Here is a 16,243-nt window from a genome sequence, read left to right on the forward strand (position 1 = left end):
CCCCCGACCCCGCAGCCTCCCGCCCGGGAGGTGCGGCCCCGCCCACCCCGGGCGTCTACCAGAGAGGCAGGCAACCATGAAGAACAGGACCAAGGGCGTTGTCGCCGGCGTGGCAGGCGTCGCCCTCCTGGCCGGTGGCACGACGTTCGCGCTGTGGAGCGACAGCGCAGACGTCGCCGGCGGCACGATCACGAACGGGAAGCTCGACGTGGAGGCGAGCGCCCTGGCGTGGGTCGACGCGTCGCCGGACCGCGCCGACAAGGGGCACGCGATCTCCAACCTCACGACGTGGCGGATGGTGCCCGGTGACGTCGTCGAGGGCACCTCGGAGATCGACGTCACCCTGGTCGGCGACAACCTCGTGGCCGAGCTCGGCGTCGACACCACGGCCTCGGACGCCGACCTGCCCGCGGGCATGACGGTGACGTACGCCGTCTACGACGGCGCGACGACCACGCCGGTCGCCACCGGCGCGCTCGGCGACGACACGTCGCTGCGGTTCGCCGCCAGCCGGGAAGGCCAGGCGGCCGGGAACCCGACCAACCCGTCGCCCACCATCGTGGTCGGCGCCGACGGCACGGCGGAGCTGAAGGTGGTCGTCACCGCGACGTTCAGCGGCGCAGTCACCGGCACGACCTCAGCCGGGGCGGCGACCGACCTGAGCGAGATCGGGGTCACGCTGCAGCAGGTCCGCGAGGGCGCGGACTTCACCGCGCCCACGACCGCGCCCTGACCCGCCGTGGTGGGGCGGGCCCCGCCCGCCCCACCACCTTCCGCACCCACGACCCGGAGGGAGGCCCACCGTGACCACCAGTGCCACCGCGACCCGCGTCGGCTGGGTCCGCCGCGTCCTGTCCGCGGTGGCGACGTGCGTGCTGCTCGTCGCGCTCGCGGCTGCGGGCGCGCTCGCGGTCGTCCCGCGGGCGCTCGGCGGTGCCGCCCTCACGGTGCTCACCGGCTCGATGGCGCCGACGTACCAGCCCGGCGACGTGGTCGTCGTGCGCGGCGTGGAGGACGCCGCGTCCGAGGTCCAGGTCGGCGACGTCGTGACGTTCCAGCCGGTGTCCGACGACCCGGCGCTGGTCACGCACCGGGTGGTGGGCAAGAGCTTCACCTCGGACGGCACCACGTTCGTCACCCGGGGTGACGCGAACACCGCCGACGACGACCCGCTGGTGCCCGAGCAGATCAAGGGCGTCGCGGTCTACCACGTGCCGTTCGTGGGGCACGTGTCGCTGTGGCTCGGCGGCCACCGAGGAACTCTCGTGGTCGCCGTCGCGGGAGCACTGATCACCTACTCGGTGCTCATGCTCCTGCGTCCTGAGAGGGCCCGGGCCCCGATCCCGGGGCCCGGCCCGATCGGGCGTCCCGGCGACGACCTCTCCGGCGTCGCCCGGGGCGACCGGGCCGACGCGGCCCCCGTCCCCACCCCAGGAGGTGCACCATGAGCCGACGCCGCGACGCGACGAGGCTCGCGATCACGGGGGTCGTGGTCGCGGCCCTGGCCGCCGGGTCGACCTACGCCCTGTGGGGGCGTGACGGCACCGGTGCCGGCGAGCTCGTCCGCAACGGTGACATCGGCGTCGAGCTCGTCGGTGACGCGGCCTGGCAGGAGACGAGCGCGGACGTGCCCGCCGCCGACCGGCGTGCCGGCACGGTCCGGAACGGCGCGATCGGTCACCTGGCGACGCCGGGGGACACCCTCGTCCTCACGCAGGGCTTCCGGCCGCGGCTCGAGGGTGACAACCTCGCCGCCCGGATGACCGTCACGTGGGCCGAGGGGTTCACCGCGCCGGCCGGTGTGACGGCGACGTACGTGGTGGTGGACCCCGAGGGGACTGCCACCGCGCCGACCGCCCTGGGGACCGCCGTCGTCGTGCCGTCCGCGCCCGACAACCTGACCCCCGCGCAGGTCGACGCGTGGGACGACGCGTCGTGGCAGGTCGTGGTGACGGCGCACGTGGCGGGTGACGTCCCGCTGCTGGTGCCCGGTGCGTCCGGCACGGTCCCGGCGATCAGCCAGGCACCCATGGCCGCGCTCGGCGGCATCCGGATCGAGCTCGCGCAGGTGCGCGACGGGGAGGGGTTCACGTCATGACGACCCATGTCCGACGCCCCGCACGCCGCCGCGCGACGGCGCTGGTCGTCCTGGCCGCGGCGCTGCTCGGCCTCGGCGTCGGCGGGACCGCCGCGCTGTGGCGCGACGCCGTCGGCGTGGACGCGCGGCTCCCGCTCGGTGGCGTCGTCTTCGGTGTCGGCGCGCCGGGCGAGGTGCGCTACGCGACGTCCGGGACCACGAGCCTGGCCCACACGTTCGGGCCCGAGGAGGCGCGGACCCTGCGCAGCGCGGGCGCCGTCGCGGTCCCCGTGCAGGTCGACTCGCTGGCGCAGGGCAACCACGGCCTGACCTACACGGTCGAGCCGTCCGTCGACGGTGGTCTGTTCGGCCTGTCCACCTGGTCGCTCACGCAGGTGGGCTCGGCGCAGGCGTGCACGACGTCGGTCACCGGGGAGTCGCCCCGCACGTCGACCCCGTGGGACGCGACCTACACCGACGCGGTCGCGCCGACGACCGAGTACTGGTGCCTCGTCGCGCGGTGGACCCCCGTCTCCGGCACGCACGAGGACACCGTGACGGCCACGGGCAGCGCCACCGTGCCCGGTGTCGGCGACCCGGTCACCGTCACCGGGAGCGACAGGTGGTCGGCGACCGTCACCGAGGACGTCGACCCCGCCGACGAGCCCGAGCACGCGCTGACGTTCACCTTCCGCACGTTCCGACCCGGGGAGCAGCCGTGAGACGCGCACGCACCGTCGCCGGGGCGGTCCTGGTCCCGGCCCTGGCGCTGGCCACCGTCCTCGCGGCGGGCGTCCCCGCGGCGGCGGCGCCGACTGCCGCCGCACCTGCCGCCGCGGTGCCCGCCGCGGTGGACACGCAGTGGCAGACGCCGACCGTCTCCCTGGCCTGGGACGGGTCGGCCGTCATGACCGCCGACGAGTCGTTCGTCGGCGTCCCCGTGACCGTCCCGGGCGACCGGGCGGTGCGCACCCTGCGCGTGCGCAACGACGGTCCCGCGGCGGGGACCCTGCGTGCCTGGGTCCAGCAGGTCGAGACCGCCCCGGCCGCGGTCGAGGACGCCTTCTACGACGACCTGCGGCTCGACTGGTCCACGGCGTCGGGCACCGGCGCGGCCTCGTTCCGCGACCTGGCGACCGCGCAGCGCACGCAGGTCGCGCAGGTTCCCCTCGCCGTGGGGGAGAGCACCGTGATCACGGTCGGGTACACGTTCCCCGTCGAGGCGACCACCGGCAACCGGGCCGAGGTCGGTGCGCGCGAGGCGTCGTTCGTCGTCCACCTGGAGATCGGCGGCGACCTGCCCGGTCCGACGCCCGGCACGCCCCCGAGCGCGACGCCCGGTGCGCCGTCCGGCAGCGCCGTGCGCCCGCTGGCGATGACCGGGGCGGACCTGGCGCGCACCGCGCTGGTCGCGCTCGGTGCCGTCGCCACCGGCGGGCTGCTGGTCGCGGCGGTGCGTCGCCGGCGCCGGTCGGACGGGGCGTCGGGGGGCCGGGGACCCGCCTGAGGGGGCCACCCGTCCGCAGGGGGTGCGGTCCCGCGCCGTCTGCGGGGTAGTCTCTACCGGCGGTCCGTCCCGCTCTTCGACGGCGACGGGGTCTGAGGACGGCCCACACAGCAGGAGGACGACAGGTGCTAGGTGCATTCGTTCGGGCGTTCAGGACGCCCGACCTGCGGCGCAAGCTGCTCTTCACCATCGGCATGATGGTGCTCTTCCGCATCGGGTCGTTCCTGCCGACCCCTGGGGTGAGCTACCCGAACGTGCAGGCCTGCATCGAGCAGACCGCCGAGAGCGACCTGCTGGGGCTGGTGAACCTCTTCAGCGGTGGTGCGCTGCTGCAGCTCTCGGTCTTCTCGCTCGGGATCATGCCGTACATCACCGCGAGCATCATCATCCAGCTCCTGCGCGTGGTGATCCCCAAGTTCGAGGAGCTCCACAAGGAGGGCCAGTCCGGCACCGCGAAGCTCACGCAGTACACGCGGTACCTGACCATCGGGCTCGCCGTCCTGCAGTCGACGACGATCATCACGTTCGCGCGCAGCGGCAACCTGTTCCAGGGCTGCTCGCTCGAGGTCATCCCGGACGACAGCCCCATCACCCTGCTGATCATGGTCATCACCATGACGGCGGGCACCGGCCTCATCATGTGGCTCGGCGAGCTCATCACCGAGCGCGGTGTCGGCAACGGCATGTCGCTGCTCATCTTCACGTCGATCGCCGCGTCGTTCCCCGGCGCCATGTGGTCGATCGCCGGCGGCGCCGGCGGTGCGGGCAAGTTCATCGCCGTACTGGCGATCGTCGTGCTCGTCATCGGCCTGGTCGTGTTCGTCGAGCAGTCGCAGCGCCGGGTGCCCGTGCAGTACGCCAAGCGCATGGTCGGCCGCCGCATGTACGGCGGGTCGAGCACCTACATCCCGATCAAGATCAACATGGCCGGCGTCATCCCCGTGATCTTCGCGTCGTCGCTGCTCGCGGTGCCCACGCTGATCGCGCAGTTCGGTGACCCGACCGCGGGCTGGGTGCAGTGGATCAGCGTGAACCTGGCCGACCCGGGCGCGCCCCTGCACATGGGTCTCTACGTCGTCCTCATCATCTTCTTCTGCTACTTCTACACGGCGATCACGTTCAACCCGGACGAGGTCGCGGACAACATGAAGAAGTACGGCGGCTTCATCCCGGGCATCCGGGCCGGCCGCCCCACCGCCGAGTACCTCGACTACGTCATCACGCGGATCACGGCACCGGGCTCGCTCTACCTCGCCATGGTCGCCCTGATCCCCATGATCGCGTTCATCGTGCTCGGGGTCGGCTCCAACATCCCGTTCGGCGGCGCGTCCATCCTCATCGTGGTCGGCGTCGGCCTGGAGACCGTCAAGCAGATCGAGTCCCAGCTGCAGCAGCGGCACTACGAAGGGTTCTTGCGTTGAGTGCACGTCTGGTCCTGCTCGGCCCCCCCGGAGCGGGGAAGGGTACGCAGGCCGTCCGTCTGGCGGAGCGGCTGGGTGTCCCGGCCATCTCGACGGGCGACATCTTCCGGTCGAACATCAAGAACGGCACCGAGCTCGGGCGCCGGGTGCAGGACATCACGGCGTCCGGCGCGCTCGTCCCGGACGAGCTGACGAACGAGCTGGTGCGCGACCGTCTGGCCCAGGCCGACGCGGTCGACGGGTTCCTGCTGGACGGGTACCCGCGCAACGTGGCCCAGGTCGCGGCGCTGGACGAGATCCTCGCCGTGACCGGCCGCAGCATCGACCTCGCCGTCGAGCTGACCGTGGACCCCCAGGTGGTCATCGAGCGGCTGACGAACCGCGCGCAGATCGAGGGTCGTGCGGACGACACCGAGGACGTCATCCGCCACCGGCTCGGCGTCTACGCCGAGCAGACGGCCCCGATCTCGCAGGTGTACGCCGCGCGCGGCCTGCTGGTGCAGGTCGACGGTCTCGGTGAGGTCGACGACGTCACGGCCCGGCTCCTCGCGGCGCTGAGCCCCGTCCTGCCCTGAGGGCCCGGTCGTGTTCGGTCGCGAGCGCATCGAGTACAAGACGCCGGAGCAGGTCGCGGTCATGCGGCGTGCCGGCCTGGTGGTCGCGGACGCGTTGGACGCGGTGCGGGCGGCCCTGGCCCCGGGTGTGACGACGGCCGAGCTGGACGCTGTCGCGGAGGACGTGATCCGGTCCGCCGGCGCCACCCCGTCCTTCCTCGGGTACCACGGGTACCCGGCGTCGCTGTGCGTCTCCGTCAACGAGGAGATCGTCCACGGCATCCCGGGCTCCCGCGTGCTGCAGCCCGGTGACGTCGTCTCCGTGGACTGCGGCGCGATCGTCGACGGCTGGCACGGCGACTCGGCGTTCTCGGCCGTGCTGGACCCCGCGGACCCCGCGGACCTCGCCCTGGTGGGCACCACCGAGGACGCGCTGTGGGCCGGCATCGCCGCCCTGGCGACGGGGGATCGGCTGGGCGCGGTCGGCGAGGCCGTCGAGGACGTCGTCGAGGCGGCCGCCGCCCGCACGGGCGCCGCGCCGTTCGGCATCGTCGAGGACTACGTCGGCCACGGCATCGGCACCGCGATGCACCAGCCGCCCGACGTCCCGAACTACCGCACCCGCGACCGCGGCGCCCGGCTGAAGCCGGGGCTGTGCGTCGCCGTCGAGCCCATGCTGGTGCGCGGCGCGGAGGCGAACCACGTGCTCGCTGACGACTGGACCGTGGTGACCGACGACGGCTCGCGCGCCGCCCACTGGGAGCACACGGTCGCGCTGCTCGAGGACGGCATCGTCGTGCTCACGGCTCGTGACGGCGGTGCGGAGCGGCTGCGGGCGCTCGGCGTGGAGGTCGCGGCGCTCTGACGCCGTCGGCGCGGGCCCGACCCGTGCGCGCGCCCGTCCGCCCACCGGCGGCGCCGCGTCGCGCCCTGCGCGACAGCCCTCCCCGGACCCGCTGCGCCGGGGCACCGTAGGGGTACGGACGACGAGCAGCTCGGCGACGTCGGCCGGCCCCGTGCCCGTGCCGGGCGCCCGCCGGTACCGACCGCCGCCGGGATGCCGTATGATCGTTCGTTGGTTGTGTGCGCCGTTCATCGGCGACCAGTCACCCCTCGCTCGTCCGCGGGACCGGTCACGGTCTGGCGGCGTCCGGCACGTCTGCCGGCCGGTGGTGCGGGGTGGGACGACCAACCTGCAGGACACGTCGAGAGCACGACAGTTAGCGGAGGACATGGCCAAGAAGGACGGCGTCATCGAGATCGAGGGCAGCGTGATCGAGGCGCTCCCCAACGCGATGTTCCGCGTGGAGCTCGCGAACGGCCACAAGGTGCTGGCCCACATCTCGGGAAAGATGCGGCAGCACTACATCCGCATCCTCCCCGAGGACCGGGTGGTCGTCGAGCTCAGCCCGTACGACCTGTCCCGCGGGCGCATCGTCTACCGCTACAAGTAACCACCCCCATCGAGACGCCGTCGGTCGGGCCCACGTGGCTCGGGACGCGGCGGCGGAGGAACGAACGCGATGAAGGTCAAGCCGAGCGTCAAGAAGATCTGCGACAAGTGCAAGGTGATCCGCCGGCACGGTCGCGTCCAGGTGATCTGCGAGAACCTGCGCCACAAGCAGCGCCAGGGCTGAGCAGCACGCACCACCGGCCCGCACGGGCCAGCAAGCGCACCGCCGCTCCGTGACGACGGCCTCCGGGCCCGGCACCACGGTGAACCCCCAGCTCGGAGGCTGGGGCCCGCAGACTCGCGGGAGGACGGTGCGGCAGACCTCCGAACGCCGTACAGGAGCCACCAGGCACATGGCACGTCTCATCGGTGTCGACCTTCCCCGCGACAAGCGGGTCGAGGTCGCTCTCACCTACATCTTCGGGGTCGGGCGCACCCGCGCGCAGCAGACCCTGGCCGCCACGGGCATCAGCCCCGACGTCCGGGTCAAGGACCTGGGCGACAGCGAGCTGGTCGCGCTCCGCGACTACCTCGAGGGAAGCTTCAAGCTCGAGGGTGACCTCCGTCGCGAGATCGCCGCCGACATCCGCCGCAAGGTCGAGATCGGCAGCTACGAGGGTCTGCGTCACCGCCGCGGCCTCCCGGTGCGTGGTCAGCGCACCAAGACCAACGCGCGTACCCGCAAGGGCCCCAAGCGCACCGTCGCCGGCAAGAAGAAGGCCGGGCGCAAGTGACGACGCGGGCCGGTCGCGCCAGTCGCTGACCGCCCGCCCGTCGGCCCACCGACCCGTAGACCTCGAGAGAAGAAGAGATGCCTCCCAAGTCCCGCACCGCCGTGCGCAAGCCGCGCCGCAAGGAGAAGAAGAACGTCTCCCACGGCCAGGCGCACATCAAGAGCACGTTCAACAACACCATCGTCTCCATCACGGACCCCTCGGGTGCCGTGATCGCCTGGGCCTCGTCCGGCCAGGTGGGCTTCAAGGGCTCGCGCAAGTCGACCCCGTTCGCCGCGCAGCTCGCCGCCGAGGCAGCCGCGCGTCGCGCCCAGGAGCACGGCATGCGCAAGGTCGACGTCTTCGTCAAGGGCCCCGGCTCGGGCCGCGAGACGGCGATCCGCTCGCTGACGGCGGCCGGCCTCGAGGTCGGCTCGATCCAGGACGTGACGCCGCAGGCCCACAACGGCTGCCGTCCGCCCAAGCGTCGCCGCGTCTGACCCGCGTACGGCCGGGACGGTGCCTCACGGTGCCGGTCCCGGCCCTCGCGTGTCCGCCGCGCTCGTCGGCCGTCACCCCGCCGGGGTGCCGGCCCGCGTGAGGCGGCGGATCGCACCCGCACTCTCGCCCGGACCTGCAGACCGAGGCACGTCCAGGCATGCAGTACCTGCGACAGCGTCATATGGCGGACGCTCGCGGAGAGGAATCACACCGTGCTGATCGCACAGCGCCCCACCCTGACCGAAGAGGTCATCTCGGAGCACCGCTCGCGGTTCTCCATCGAGCCTCTCGAGCCCGGCTTCGGCTACACCCTCGGCAACTCCCTGCGCCGGACCCTCCTGTCGTCCATCCCGGGCGCCGCCGTCACGTCCATCCGGATCGACGGCGTGCTGCACGAGTTCTCGACGATCCCGGGTGTCAAGGAGGACGTCACCGAGATCATCCTCAACATCAAGAACCTCGTCGTCTCCTCGGAGAACGACGAGCCGGTCGTGATGTACCTGCGCAAGCAGGGTGCGGGCGAGGTCTCCGCGGCGGACATCGTGCCGCCGGCCGGTGTCGAGGTCCACAACCCCGACCTGCACCTGGCCACGCTGAACGAGAAGGGCAAGCTCGAGATCGAGCTGACCGTCGAGCGCGGCCGCGGCTACGTGTCGGCGAACCAGAACAAGTCGTTCGACGCCGAGATCGGCCGCATCCCGGTCGACTCGATCTACTCGCCGGTGCTCAAGGTGACCTACAAGGTCGAGGCGACCCGTGTCGAGCAGCGCACCGACTTCGACAAGCTCATCGTCGACGTCGAGACCAAGCCGGCGATCAGCCCGCGCGACGCGCTCGCGTCGGCCGGCCGCACGCTGGTCGAGCTGTTCGGCCTGGCGCGTGAGCTCAACGTCGAGGCGGAGGGCATCGAGATCGGCCCGTCGCCGACCGACGCCGCCCTCGCCGCCGACCTGGCGCTGCCGATCGAGGACCTCCAGCTGACCATCCGGTCGTACAACTGCCTCAAGCGCGAGGGCATCCACTCCGTGGGTGAGCTCGTGGCTCGGTCCGAGGCGGACCTGCTGGACATCCGCAACTTCGGTGCGAAGTCGATCACCGAGGTCAAGGAGAAGCTCGCCGAGCTGGGCCTGACGCTCAAGGACAGCCCGCTGGACTTCGACCCCTCGGCCGCCGGTGGCTACTACGGGGACGACGAGACCGACTTCGTCGAGGACGAGCAGTACTGACGTGAGTGGTCCCGGGCCCGCGCGCTGACGCGCCGGACCCGGGGACGTCGCCCTCACCTGGAACTCAAGGAGTAGAGACCATGCCCACGCCCACCAAGGGTCCCCGGCTCGGTGGTAGCCCGGCGCACGAGCGGCTGATCCTCGCGAACCTCGCGACGGCCCTGTTCGAGCACAAGCGGATCACCACGACCGAGACGAAGGCCAAGCGGCTGCGCCCGCTCGCCGAGCGGCTCATCACGTTCGCCAAGCGCGGCGACCTGCACTCGCGTCGTCGCGTGCTGACCGTCGTGCGGGACAAGAGCGTCGTGCACACGCTGTTCACGGAGATCGCGCCCGCCGTGGCCGACCGCCAGGGCGGCTACACGCGCATCACCAAGATCGGCCCGCGCAAGGGCGACAACGCCCCCATGGCCGTCATCGAGCTCGTCCTCGAGCCGCTGTCGCCCAAGCAGGCCGTCGTCAAGGAGGCCACCAAGGCCACCGAGAAGGCCGCGCCCAAGAAGGCCGAGAAGCCGGTCGAGGACGCGCCCGTCGAGGACGCGCCCGTCGAGGACGCCCCGGTCGAGGACGCTCCCGTCGAGGACGCCCCCGCCGACAAGGCCTGACGCACCCGCACCGCCGGCAGGGCCCGGGCACCTCACGGTGCCCGGGCCCTGCTGCGTCCCGCGGAGCACCCGCACCGGCCGGCGGGAGCGGCCCCGGCCCGCGCAGTAACCTCGCAGCATGGCGGCATCCGCGCCCCCGGTGGTCCTCGTGCACGGCATGCGGGCGTCCCGCACCATGTGGCGCGCGCAGCATGACGCGCTGTCTCGCGCCGGGCACGTCGTCGTCGCGGTGGACCTGCCGGGCCACGGGGACCGGCTCGACGAGCGGTTCACGCTCGACGGGGCGGTGGCGGTCGTCCGGGACGCCGTGAGCGCCGTGGGTGGTCGTGCCCTGGTCGTCGGGCTCTCGCTCGGCGGGTACACCGCCATCGCCTACGCGGCACGGCACCCCGAGCAGGTCGCGGGGCTGGTCGCGGCAGCCTGCTGCTCGGTGCCGCGCCCGGCCGCGGTACGGGCGTGGGGGCTGGCCGCGGACGCCTTCTTCGCGCGGCTGCCCGACCACGGTGCAGCCATCAACCAGGCGCTGGTCAACCGCACCATGCCGCCGACGAGCGCGGCCGACGTCGGGGCGGGTGGGTTCGCGCTCGGCGTCGTCGGGGACGTCATGCGGGCCATGCGTGACGCCTCACCCGTCGCCGACCTGGCCGCCGTGCAGGCGCCCGTCTGGCTGGTCAACGGCCGGTACGACCACTTCCGCGGTGACGAGCGCCGGTTCCTCGCGGCGTGCCGGGACGGTCACCTGGTGATCGTGCCGGGGGCGACCCACCTCGTGAGCCTCGTGCGCCCGGTCCGGTTCACGCGCGTGCTGCTGGATGTCCTCGACGACCTCGCGGCTCGTCGTTCAGCCGTCCCGCCCGGCGAGCTCCCAGGCACGCACCCCGCCGACGATGCCCGCCTGGTTCGGCACGACGACGAGGTCGTCGCCGAGCCTGTCGAGCGTCGCGGCCGTCACGCGGCGGGCGTTGCCGCCGCCGAGGTAGACCCGGTCCCAGCGGAAGACCGGCCGGAACCCCTCGACGACCTTGCGGACCCGGCGTGACCACAGCGCGTCGCCCAGGCGCGCGCGCTCGTGCTCGCCGATGTATGCGTCGTACGTGGTGCCCCACCGGACGGGCGCGTGCGACAGCTCCAGGTGTGGTGCCAGGCGCCCGCCGTCGAACAGCGCGGACCCCAGGCCCGTGCCGAGCGTGAGCACCAGCTCCAGCCCGGTCCCGGACACGACGCCGGCACCGTGCACCTCGGCGTCGTTCAGCACGAGCGTGGGGATGCCGAGCCGCTGCGTGAGCAACGCCTGGACGTCGCAGCCCGACCACGCCGCGAGCAGCTCGGGCAGCACCGCGGACCGGGGGCCCGAGCGCGTCACGTAGTGCGGTGTGGCCACGACGACGCCGTGCCGGATCATCCCGGGCACCCCGACGGTCGCCCGCTGGGCCGTCGGCAGCCCGGCGGCGATGTCACGGATCGTGTCGGCCAGCCGGTCCGGGGGCAGCGGGTAGGGCGTCGGGACCCGGACCGCGGGCACGTGCAGGGTGCCGGCGGCGTCTAGCACCGACGCCTTGATGCCGCTGCCGCCGCAGTCGACGGCGAGCGTGTACGGCTCGGGGCCCCGGGTCACCGTGCCACGGTAGCCCGCCGGTTACGGTGGGCCCGTGACCGGCGTCGACGAACCCCCCGTGCGGCTGCGTCTGGACCTGGCGTACGACGGCGCCGGGTTCGCGGGCTGGGCGCGCCAGCCCGGGCTGCGCACGGTGCAGGGGGTGCTCGAGGACGCCCTGGCGACCGTCCTGCGCAGCGGACCGCGCGGGGAGGCGCCGCCGCGCGTGACCGTCGCCGGGCGCACCGACGCCGGGGTGCACGCCCGCGGCCAGGTCGCGCACGTCGACGTCGTGGCCGGCGCCCTGGCCGCGGCGCGCGGGCGCTCGGACCGGGCCGACGTCGACGCCCTGACGACGCGCCTGGCGGGCGTGCTGCCGGCGGACCTCGTCGTGCACGCGGTGACGCGGGCGCCCGCGGGCTTCGACGCGCGCTTCTCGGCGCTGCGCCGCCGCTACGCGTACCGCGTGTGCGACGCGGACGCCCTGCGGGACCCGCTGCGTCGCGGCTGGGTGCTCGGGCACCGCCGCCCGCTGGACGTCGCGGCGATGGACGCGGCGGCGCGGACGCTGGTCGGGCGGCACGACTTCGCCGCGTACTGCAAGCCGCGGCCCGACGCCACGACCATCCGCACGCTCGAGCGCTTCGCGTGGTCGCGCCCCGCGGACGGCCCGGATGCCGGCCTGGTCGTGGCCGACGTGCAGGCCGACGCCTTCTGCCACTCCATGGTCCGGGCGCTGGTCGGCGCGAGCCTCGCCGTGGGGGAGGGGCGGCGCCCGGTGACCTGGCCCCGCGAGCTGCTGGACGGCCGCCGCCGGGAGGGCGGTGCGACCGTGGTCGCGCCGCACGGCCTGACGCTGGAGCACGTCGGCTACCCGTCGGACGACGAGCTCGCGCTGCGCGCCGCGCAGACGCGTGCGCGGCGCGCAGCGGACGACGTGGACGGCGTGCGTCCCGTGTCGGGGTGCTGCGGCTGAGACGTCGTGTCAGCGCACGTCGTCCCGGAGGTCGTCGTCGACCGTCTCGATGACGTACTCCTCCTCGATCACGTGCACCGCTGCCTCCTCGGCCGAGGCGGCGCCGCCGGAGACGCCCACGTCGACGGCGAACCCGTCCGTGCCGCCGGCGTCCACCGCGTCGTCGTCCTCGACCAGGCGACCGGCGCGCAGCTCCTCGCGGTTGGCCGGCGCGACCGGGTCCACCTCCCACACCTCGGGCTCCTCCTGCGCGACGCGCTGGTCGAGGGTCTCGCCGCGCGCCTCCTCCCAGGCGGTCTCGCCGAAGTGGGCGGACGCGGGGCGGGGGCGCTCGGGCGGGGCGACGCCCTCGTCCAGGGGGTCCTCGACGCCGCGCTCGACCAACGTGTCCTCGCCGGGCAGCTGGTTGCTGTCGCCCTCGGAGCCGAGAGCCGGGTCGGTGCTGGTGGCTGGGGTGTCCTCGCTCATGCCCCCGACCCAAGCACCGGTCAGCACCGCCCGCCACAGGACGGCGCCCGTGCGCTGCACATTGCGCTTCCTGCCGTGGCGGTCCTCCCGGGAGACTGACGCGCATGGGTCATCTCGACGTCGGTGGTGTCGGCTGGACGCTCCCCGACGGGCGGCGCCTGCTGCACGACGTGACCTTCCGGGTCGGTGAGGGCTCCCGCACGGCCCTGGTCGGACCCAACGGCGTCGGCAAGTCCACGCTGCTGCGCGTCGTCACGGGGCAGGCCACGGCGCACACGGGCTCGGTGCAGCGCAGCGGCGGCCTGGGCGTCATGCGGCAGGAGGTGGGCCGGATCGACGACGACCGCAGCGTCCGCGACCTGCTGGCGGGGCTGGCGCCGGCGGCGGTGGCGGCTGCCGCGGCCGAGCTGACGGCCGCGGAGCTGGCGATGATGGAGCGCGACGACGAGCCGACGCAGATGCGCTACGCCCAGGCGCTGGCGGACTGGGCCGACGTCGGCGGGTACGAGGCCGAGGTGGGCTGGGACCGCGTGACCGACGCGGTGCTGTCGCTGCCGTTCGAGCGCGCCCAGCACCGGGACGTGCGGACGCTGTCGGGCGGGGAGCAGAAGCGGCTCGTGCTCGAGGCGCTGCTGCGAGGGCCGGACGAGGTGCTGGTGCTCGACGAGCCGGACAACGCGCTCGACGTGCCGACCAAGCGCTGGCTGGAGGACCGGCTCGTGACGAGCGGGCGCACCGTGCTGTTCGTCAGCCACGACCGTGAGCTGCTCGCGCGGGTCGCCACGCACGTGGCCACGCTCGAGCCGACGCCGGGCGGTGCGCGGGTGTGGGTGCACGGGGGAGGGTTCGCGTCGTACGCGCAGGCCCGCGCCGACCGCCGGGCCCGGCACGAGGAGCTGCTGCGGCGCTGGGAGGAGGAGCGCGTCCAGCTCCGCGAGCTCGTGGCCTCGCTCAAGCTGAGGTCCACGTTCAACGACGGCATGGCGTCCCGCTACCACGCGGCGCAGACGCGGCTGCGCAAGTTCGAGGAGGCCGGTCCGCCGGCCGTCGTCGCGCGCGAGCAGCACGTCGCGGTCCGGCTGCGCGGCGGACGGACCGCCAAGCGGGCAGTGGTCGCGCGGGGTCTCGAGCTCAGCGGGCTCATGAAGCCGTTCGACCTGGAGGTCTGGTACGGCGAGCGGGTCGCGGTGCTGGGCTCCAACGGGTCGGGCAAGTCCCACTTCCTGCGGCTGCTCGCGGCCGGTGGCAGCGACCCCGAGCACGCCCCGGCCGGCGACGTGCCGGTCGCACCCGTCGCGCACACCGGGAGCGTCGTGCTCGGTTCACGGGTGCGGCCGGGCTGGTTCGCGCAGAACCACGCGCACCCCGAGCTCGTCGGCCGGACGCTGCTGGAGGTCCTGCACCGCGGCGACGGGCACCGCGTCGGGCTGGGCCGTGAGGCGGCGAGCCGTGCGCTGGACCGCTACGAGCTCGTCGACGCGGCCGAGCAGCGCTACGAGACGCTGTCGGGCGGGCAGCAGGCGCGGCTGCAGATCCTGCTCCTGGAGCTCGGTGGTGCGACCCTGCTGCTGCTCGACGAGCCGACGGACAACCTGGACCTGCACTCGGCCGAGGCGCTCGAGGCGGGGCTGGCGGCGTTCGAGGGCACCGTCCTGGCGGTGACGCACGACCGGTGGTTCACGCGCACGTTCGACCGCTTCCTCGTGTTCGGCGCCGACGGCTCGGTCGTCGAGACGCCGGAGCCCGTGTGGGACGCGGGACGCGTGCAGCGGGTGCGCTGAGGGCGTGGGCGTCGTCCCGGGCGTGCTCCGGGGCGGTTCCGGGGCGCCTCCAGGGAGCCCAGCGGACGCCGGTTTGGCCCTGGGTGGACCGTGCCGTAGTCTGTTGTGTCGTTGTGCGTCCCCTGTCGCGCACCGGTGGCTTCTCACCACCGGGTGCCGATGGCCGTCCTGGTGCGATCCCACTCGCCGGGCGGGATGCTCCGGCAGCCATCCTCGGCCGGTCGCCCTGCGCGCCCGGCCACGACACGTATCACGAGACAGAGGCACCCCGTGCGCACGTACACCCCGAAGCCCGGCGACGTCGAGCGGAACTGGTACGTCATCGACGCGACCGACGTCGTGCTCGGCCGCCTGGCCAGCCACGTGGCCACGCTGCTGCGCGGCAAGCACAAGGCGACCTTCGCCCCCCACGTCGACGGCGGTGACTTCGTCATCGTCATCAACGCGGAGAAGGTCGCGCTGACCGGCAACAAGCGTGAGACCAAGCTCGCGTACCGCCACTCCGGCTACCCGGGTGGCCTGCGGGCGACCCGTTACGCCGAGCTCCTCGAGAAGCACCCCGAGCGGGCGATCGAGAAGGCCGTCCGCGGCATGCTGCCCCACACGACCCTCGGTCGTGGACAGCTCAGCAAGCTCAAGGTCTACCGCGGTGCGGAGCACCCGCACGCGGCCCAGCAGCCGAAGCCGTTCGAGCTGACCCAGGTGGCGCAGTAAGCCCCCGGCTGCTGCGGCAGAGAAACTAGAACGCGAGGATCCCGTGGCTCAGACCACCGTCGAGACCGAGTACGAGGGCGACGACACGCCCACCAGCTACACCTCCGAGACCGCTGCGCCCACCGGCCGCGGACAGTCCCTCACGGCACCGGGCCAGGCGCTCGGCCGCCGCAAGGAGGCTGTCGCCCGCGTCCGTCTGGTGCCCGGCACCGGCCAGTGGAAGATCAACGGCCGTGCGCTCGAGGAGTACTTCCCCAACAAGGTGCACCAGCAGCTCGTCAACTCCCCGCTGAAGCTCGTGGACGTCGAGGGTCGTTTCGACGTCGTCGCGCGCATCACCGGTGGTGGCGTCTCCGGCCAGGCCGGCGCCCTGCGTCTGGGCATCGCCCGGGCGCTGAACGCCATCGACGAGGAGAACAACCGCCCGGCCCTGAAGAAGGCCGGCTTCCTCACGCGTGACGCGCGTGTGGTCGAGCGCAAGAAGGCGGGTCTGAAGAAGGCCCGCAAGGCGCCGCAGTACTCGAAGCGCTGACCCCAGCGCCTCGGCCCGATGGCCTCGGCGGTCGACAGACCGCCGAGGCCATCGGCATGTCGGGAAGCAGGGCAGCACCGGCGCGCAGCGTGCGGCGCCGCGGACGGATCAGTCAGGACGT

Annotated in this window: 20 protein-coding genes and 1 pseudogene; 19 read left to right on the top strand and 2 right to left on the bottom strand. The window is 73.4% G+C overall.

Translation table 11 applies throughout. From position 1 onward, the window contains the following. Window positions 1–76 precede the first annotated feature (76 nt). The 15 genes and pseudogenes from J1G43_RS06750 to J1G43_RS18975 form a co-directional block, all read left to right on the top strand. Complete coding sequence (locus J1G43_RS06750) at window positions 77–733, top strand: alternate-type signal peptide domain-containing protein (RefSeq protein ID WP_207378182.1); 657 nt, start codon at window positions 77–79, stop codon at window positions 731–733. Window positions 734–803: 70 nt separating this feature from the next. After that, on the top strand, window positions 804–1,448 hold the full coding sequence (locus tag J1G43_RS06755; RefSeq protein WP_207378183.1) for a signal peptidase I: 645 nt from the start codon (window positions 804–806) through the stop codon (window positions 1,446–1,448). Next, window positions 1,445–2,098 carry a hypothetical protein gene (locus J1G43_RS06760; RefSeq protein WP_207378184.1) on the top strand — a complete coding sequence of 218 codons (654 nt, stop codon included), beginning with the start codon at window positions 1,445–1,447 and terminating at the stop codon, window positions 2,096–2,098. Before J1G43_RS06755 ends, J1G43_RS06760 begins: the two co-directional genes overlap by 4 nt. Continuing rightward, the gene (locus J1G43_RS06765; RefSeq protein WP_207378185.1) at window positions 2,095–2,799 is read left to right on the top strand and encodes a hypothetical protein; all 705 of its coding nucleotides are present in this window, start codon (window positions 2,095–2,097) and stop codon (window positions 2,797–2,799) included. The genes J1G43_RS06760 and J1G43_RS06765 overlap by 4 nt, the downstream gene beginning before the upstream one ends. After that, entirely contained in the window at window positions 2,796–3,584 is a 789-nt protein-coding gene (locus J1G43_RS06770; protein ID WP_207339039.1) for a hypothetical protein, read from the top strand. The genes J1G43_RS06765 and J1G43_RS06770 overlap by 4 nt, the downstream gene beginning before the upstream one ends. Before the next feature lie 125 nt (window positions 3,585–3,709). Further along, on the top strand, window positions 3,710–5,005 hold the full coding sequence (gene secY / locus J1G43_RS06775; RefSeq protein WP_207339038.1) for a preprotein translocase subunit SecY: 1,296 nt from the start codon (window positions 3,710–3,712) through the stop codon (window positions 5,003–5,005). Further along, window positions 5,002–5,580 carry an adenylate kinase gene (locus J1G43_RS06780; protein ID WP_207339037.1) on the top strand — a complete coding sequence of 193 codons (579 nt, stop codon included), beginning with the start codon at window positions 5,002–5,004 and terminating at the stop codon, window positions 5,578–5,580. The genes secY and J1G43_RS06780 overlap by 4 nt, the downstream gene beginning before the upstream one ends. Before the next feature lie 10 nt (window positions 5,581–5,590). Then, window positions 5,591–6,424, top strand: a complete 834-nt coding sequence (gene map, locus J1G43_RS06785; protein ID WP_207339036.1) for a type I methionyl aminopeptidase — start codon at window positions 5,591–5,593, stop codon at window positions 6,422–6,424. A gap of 367 nt (window positions 6,425–6,791) precedes the next feature. Next, on the top strand, window positions 6,792–7,013 hold the full coding sequence (gene infA, locus J1G43_RS06790) for a translation initiation factor IF-1 (protein WP_012877432.1): 222 nt from the start codon (window positions 6,792–6,794) through the stop codon (window positions 7,011–7,013). A 69-nt stretch (window positions 7,014–7,082) separates the two neighbouring features. After that, window positions 7,083–7,196, top strand: coding sequence for a 50S ribosomal protein L36 (rpmJ, locus tag J1G43_RS06795; RefSeq protein WP_013117849.1), 114 nt, complete (start codon window positions 7,083–7,085; stop codon window positions 7,194–7,196). Between the two features lie 169 nt (window positions 7,197–7,365). After that, entirely contained in the window at window positions 7,366–7,746 is a 381-nt protein-coding gene (gene rpsM, locus J1G43_RS06800) for a 30S ribosomal protein S13 (protein WP_089798455.1), read from the top strand. A gap of 77 nt (window positions 7,747–7,823) precedes the next feature. Then, window positions 7,824–8,225 (top strand): 30S ribosomal protein S11, encoded by a 402-nt coding sequence (gene rpsK / locus J1G43_RS06805; protein ID WP_046528973.1) that lies wholly within the window; start codon window positions 7,824–7,826, stop codon window positions 8,223–8,225. Window positions 8,226–8,438: 213 nt separating this feature from the next. Further along, entirely contained in the window at window positions 8,439–9,452 is a 1,014-nt protein-coding gene (locus tag J1G43_RS06810; RefSeq protein WP_089798456.1) for a DNA-directed RNA polymerase subunit alpha, read from the top strand. A gap of 80 nt (window positions 9,453–9,532) precedes the next feature. Continuing rightward, complete coding sequence (gene rplQ / locus J1G43_RS06815; RefSeq protein WP_207339035.1) at window positions 9,533–10,057, top strand: 50S ribosomal protein L17; 525 nt, start codon at window positions 9,533–9,535, stop codon at window positions 10,055–10,057. A 175-nt stretch (window positions 10,058–10,232) separates the two neighbouring features. Beyond that, a pseudogene (locus J1G43_RS18975) lies at window positions 10,233–10,793 on the top strand (alpha/beta fold hydrolase); the annotation flags it as partial. Between the two features lie 105 nt (window positions 10,794–10,898). Here the strand turns inward: J1G43_RS18975 and J1G43_RS18980 are convergent. Next, on the bottom strand, window positions 10,899–11,672 hold the full coding sequence (locus J1G43_RS18980) for an ROK family protein (RefSeq protein WP_207800116.1): 774 nt from the start codon (window positions 11,670–11,672) through the stop codon (window positions 10,899–10,901). 34 nt (window positions 11,673–11,706) lie between these two features. Between J1G43_RS18980 and truA the strand changes: the two genes are divergently transcribed. Beyond that, complete coding sequence (gene truA / locus J1G43_RS06825; protein ID WP_207378187.1) at window positions 11,707–12,627, top strand: tRNA pseudouridine(38-40) synthase TruA; 921 nt, start codon at window positions 11,707–11,709, stop codon at window positions 12,625–12,627. A gap of 9 nt (window positions 12,628–12,636) precedes the next feature. Here the strand turns inward: truA and J1G43_RS06830 are convergent, their stop codons facing one another. Further along, entirely contained in the window at window positions 12,637–13,095 is a 459-nt protein-coding gene (locus J1G43_RS06830; protein ID WP_207339032.1) for a DUF5709 domain-containing protein, read from the bottom strand. 104 nt (window positions 13,096–13,199) lie between these two features. Between J1G43_RS06830 and J1G43_RS06835 the strand changes: the two genes are divergently transcribed. The 3 genes from J1G43_RS06835 (at window position 13,200) to rpsI (ending at window position 16,122) form a co-directional block, all read left to right on the top strand. Further along, window positions 13,200–14,876 carry an ATP-binding cassette domain-containing protein gene (locus J1G43_RS06835; protein ID WP_207339031.1) on the top strand — a complete coding sequence of 559 codons (1,677 nt, stop codon included), beginning with the start codon at window positions 13,200–13,202 and terminating at the stop codon, window positions 14,874–14,876. 270 nt (window positions 14,877–15,146) lie between these two features. Further along, window positions 15,147–15,590 (top strand): 50S ribosomal protein L13, encoded by a 444-nt coding sequence (gene rplM, locus J1G43_RS06840; RefSeq protein ID WP_207339030.1) that lies wholly within the window; start codon window positions 15,147–15,149, stop codon window positions 15,588–15,590. Between the two features lie 43 nt (window positions 15,591–15,633). After that, window positions 15,634–16,122: a 30S ribosomal protein S9 gene (rpsI, locus tag J1G43_RS06845; protein ID WP_207339029.1), complete on the top strand. Its 489-nt coding sequence runs from the start codon at window positions 15,634–15,636 to the stop codon at window positions 16,120–16,122. Window positions 16,123–16,243 lie beyond the last annotated feature (121 nt).

Origin of the sequence: Cellulomonas sp. zg-ZUI22 (assembly GCF_017353535.1) — a bacterium.
In the GTDB taxonomy this organism is placed as follows: Bacteria; Actinomycetota; Actinomycetes; order Actinomycetales; family Cellulomonadaceae; genus Cellulomonas; species Cellulomonas wangleii.

Coding starts and splice junctions, on each gene's coding strand:
- J1G43_RS06830 (WP_207339032.1), bottom strand. CDS start 13,095: ATGAGCGAGGACACCCCAGCCACCAGCACCGACCCGGCTCTCGGCTCC.
- J1G43_RS06750 (WP_207378182.1), top strand. CDS start 77: ATGAAGAACAGGACCAAGGGCGTTGTCGCCGGCGTGGCAGGCGTCGCC.
- infA (WP_012877432.1), top strand. CDS start 6,792: ATGGCCAAGAAGGACGGCGTCATCGAGATCGAGGGCAGCGTGATCGAG.
- J1G43_RS06835 (WP_207339031.1), top strand. CDS start 13,200: ATGGGTCATCTCGACGTCGGTGGTGTCGGCTGGACGCTCCCCGACGGG.
- J1G43_RS06760 (WP_207378184.1), top strand. CDS start 1,445: ATGAGCCGACGCCGCGACGCGACGAGGCTCGCGATCACGGGGGTCGTG.
- J1G43_RS06765 (WP_207378185.1), top strand. CDS start 2,095: ATGACGACCCATGTCCGACGCCCCGCACGCCGCCGCGCGACGGCGCTG.
- rpsM (WP_089798455.1), top strand. CDS start 7,366: ATGGCACGTCTCATCGGTGTCGACCTTCCCCGCGACAAGCGGGTCGAG.
- rplQ (WP_207339035.1), top strand. CDS start 9,533: ATGCCCACGCCCACCAAGGGTCCCCGGCTCGGTGGTAGCCCGGCGCAC.
- rpsK (WP_046528973.1), top strand. CDS start 7,824: ATGCCTCCCAAGTCCCGCACCGCCGTGCGCAAGCCGCGCCGCAAGGAG.
- rpmJ (WP_013117849.1), top strand. CDS start 7,083: ATGAAGGTCAAGCCGAGCGTCAAGAAGATCTGCGACAAGTGCAAGGTG.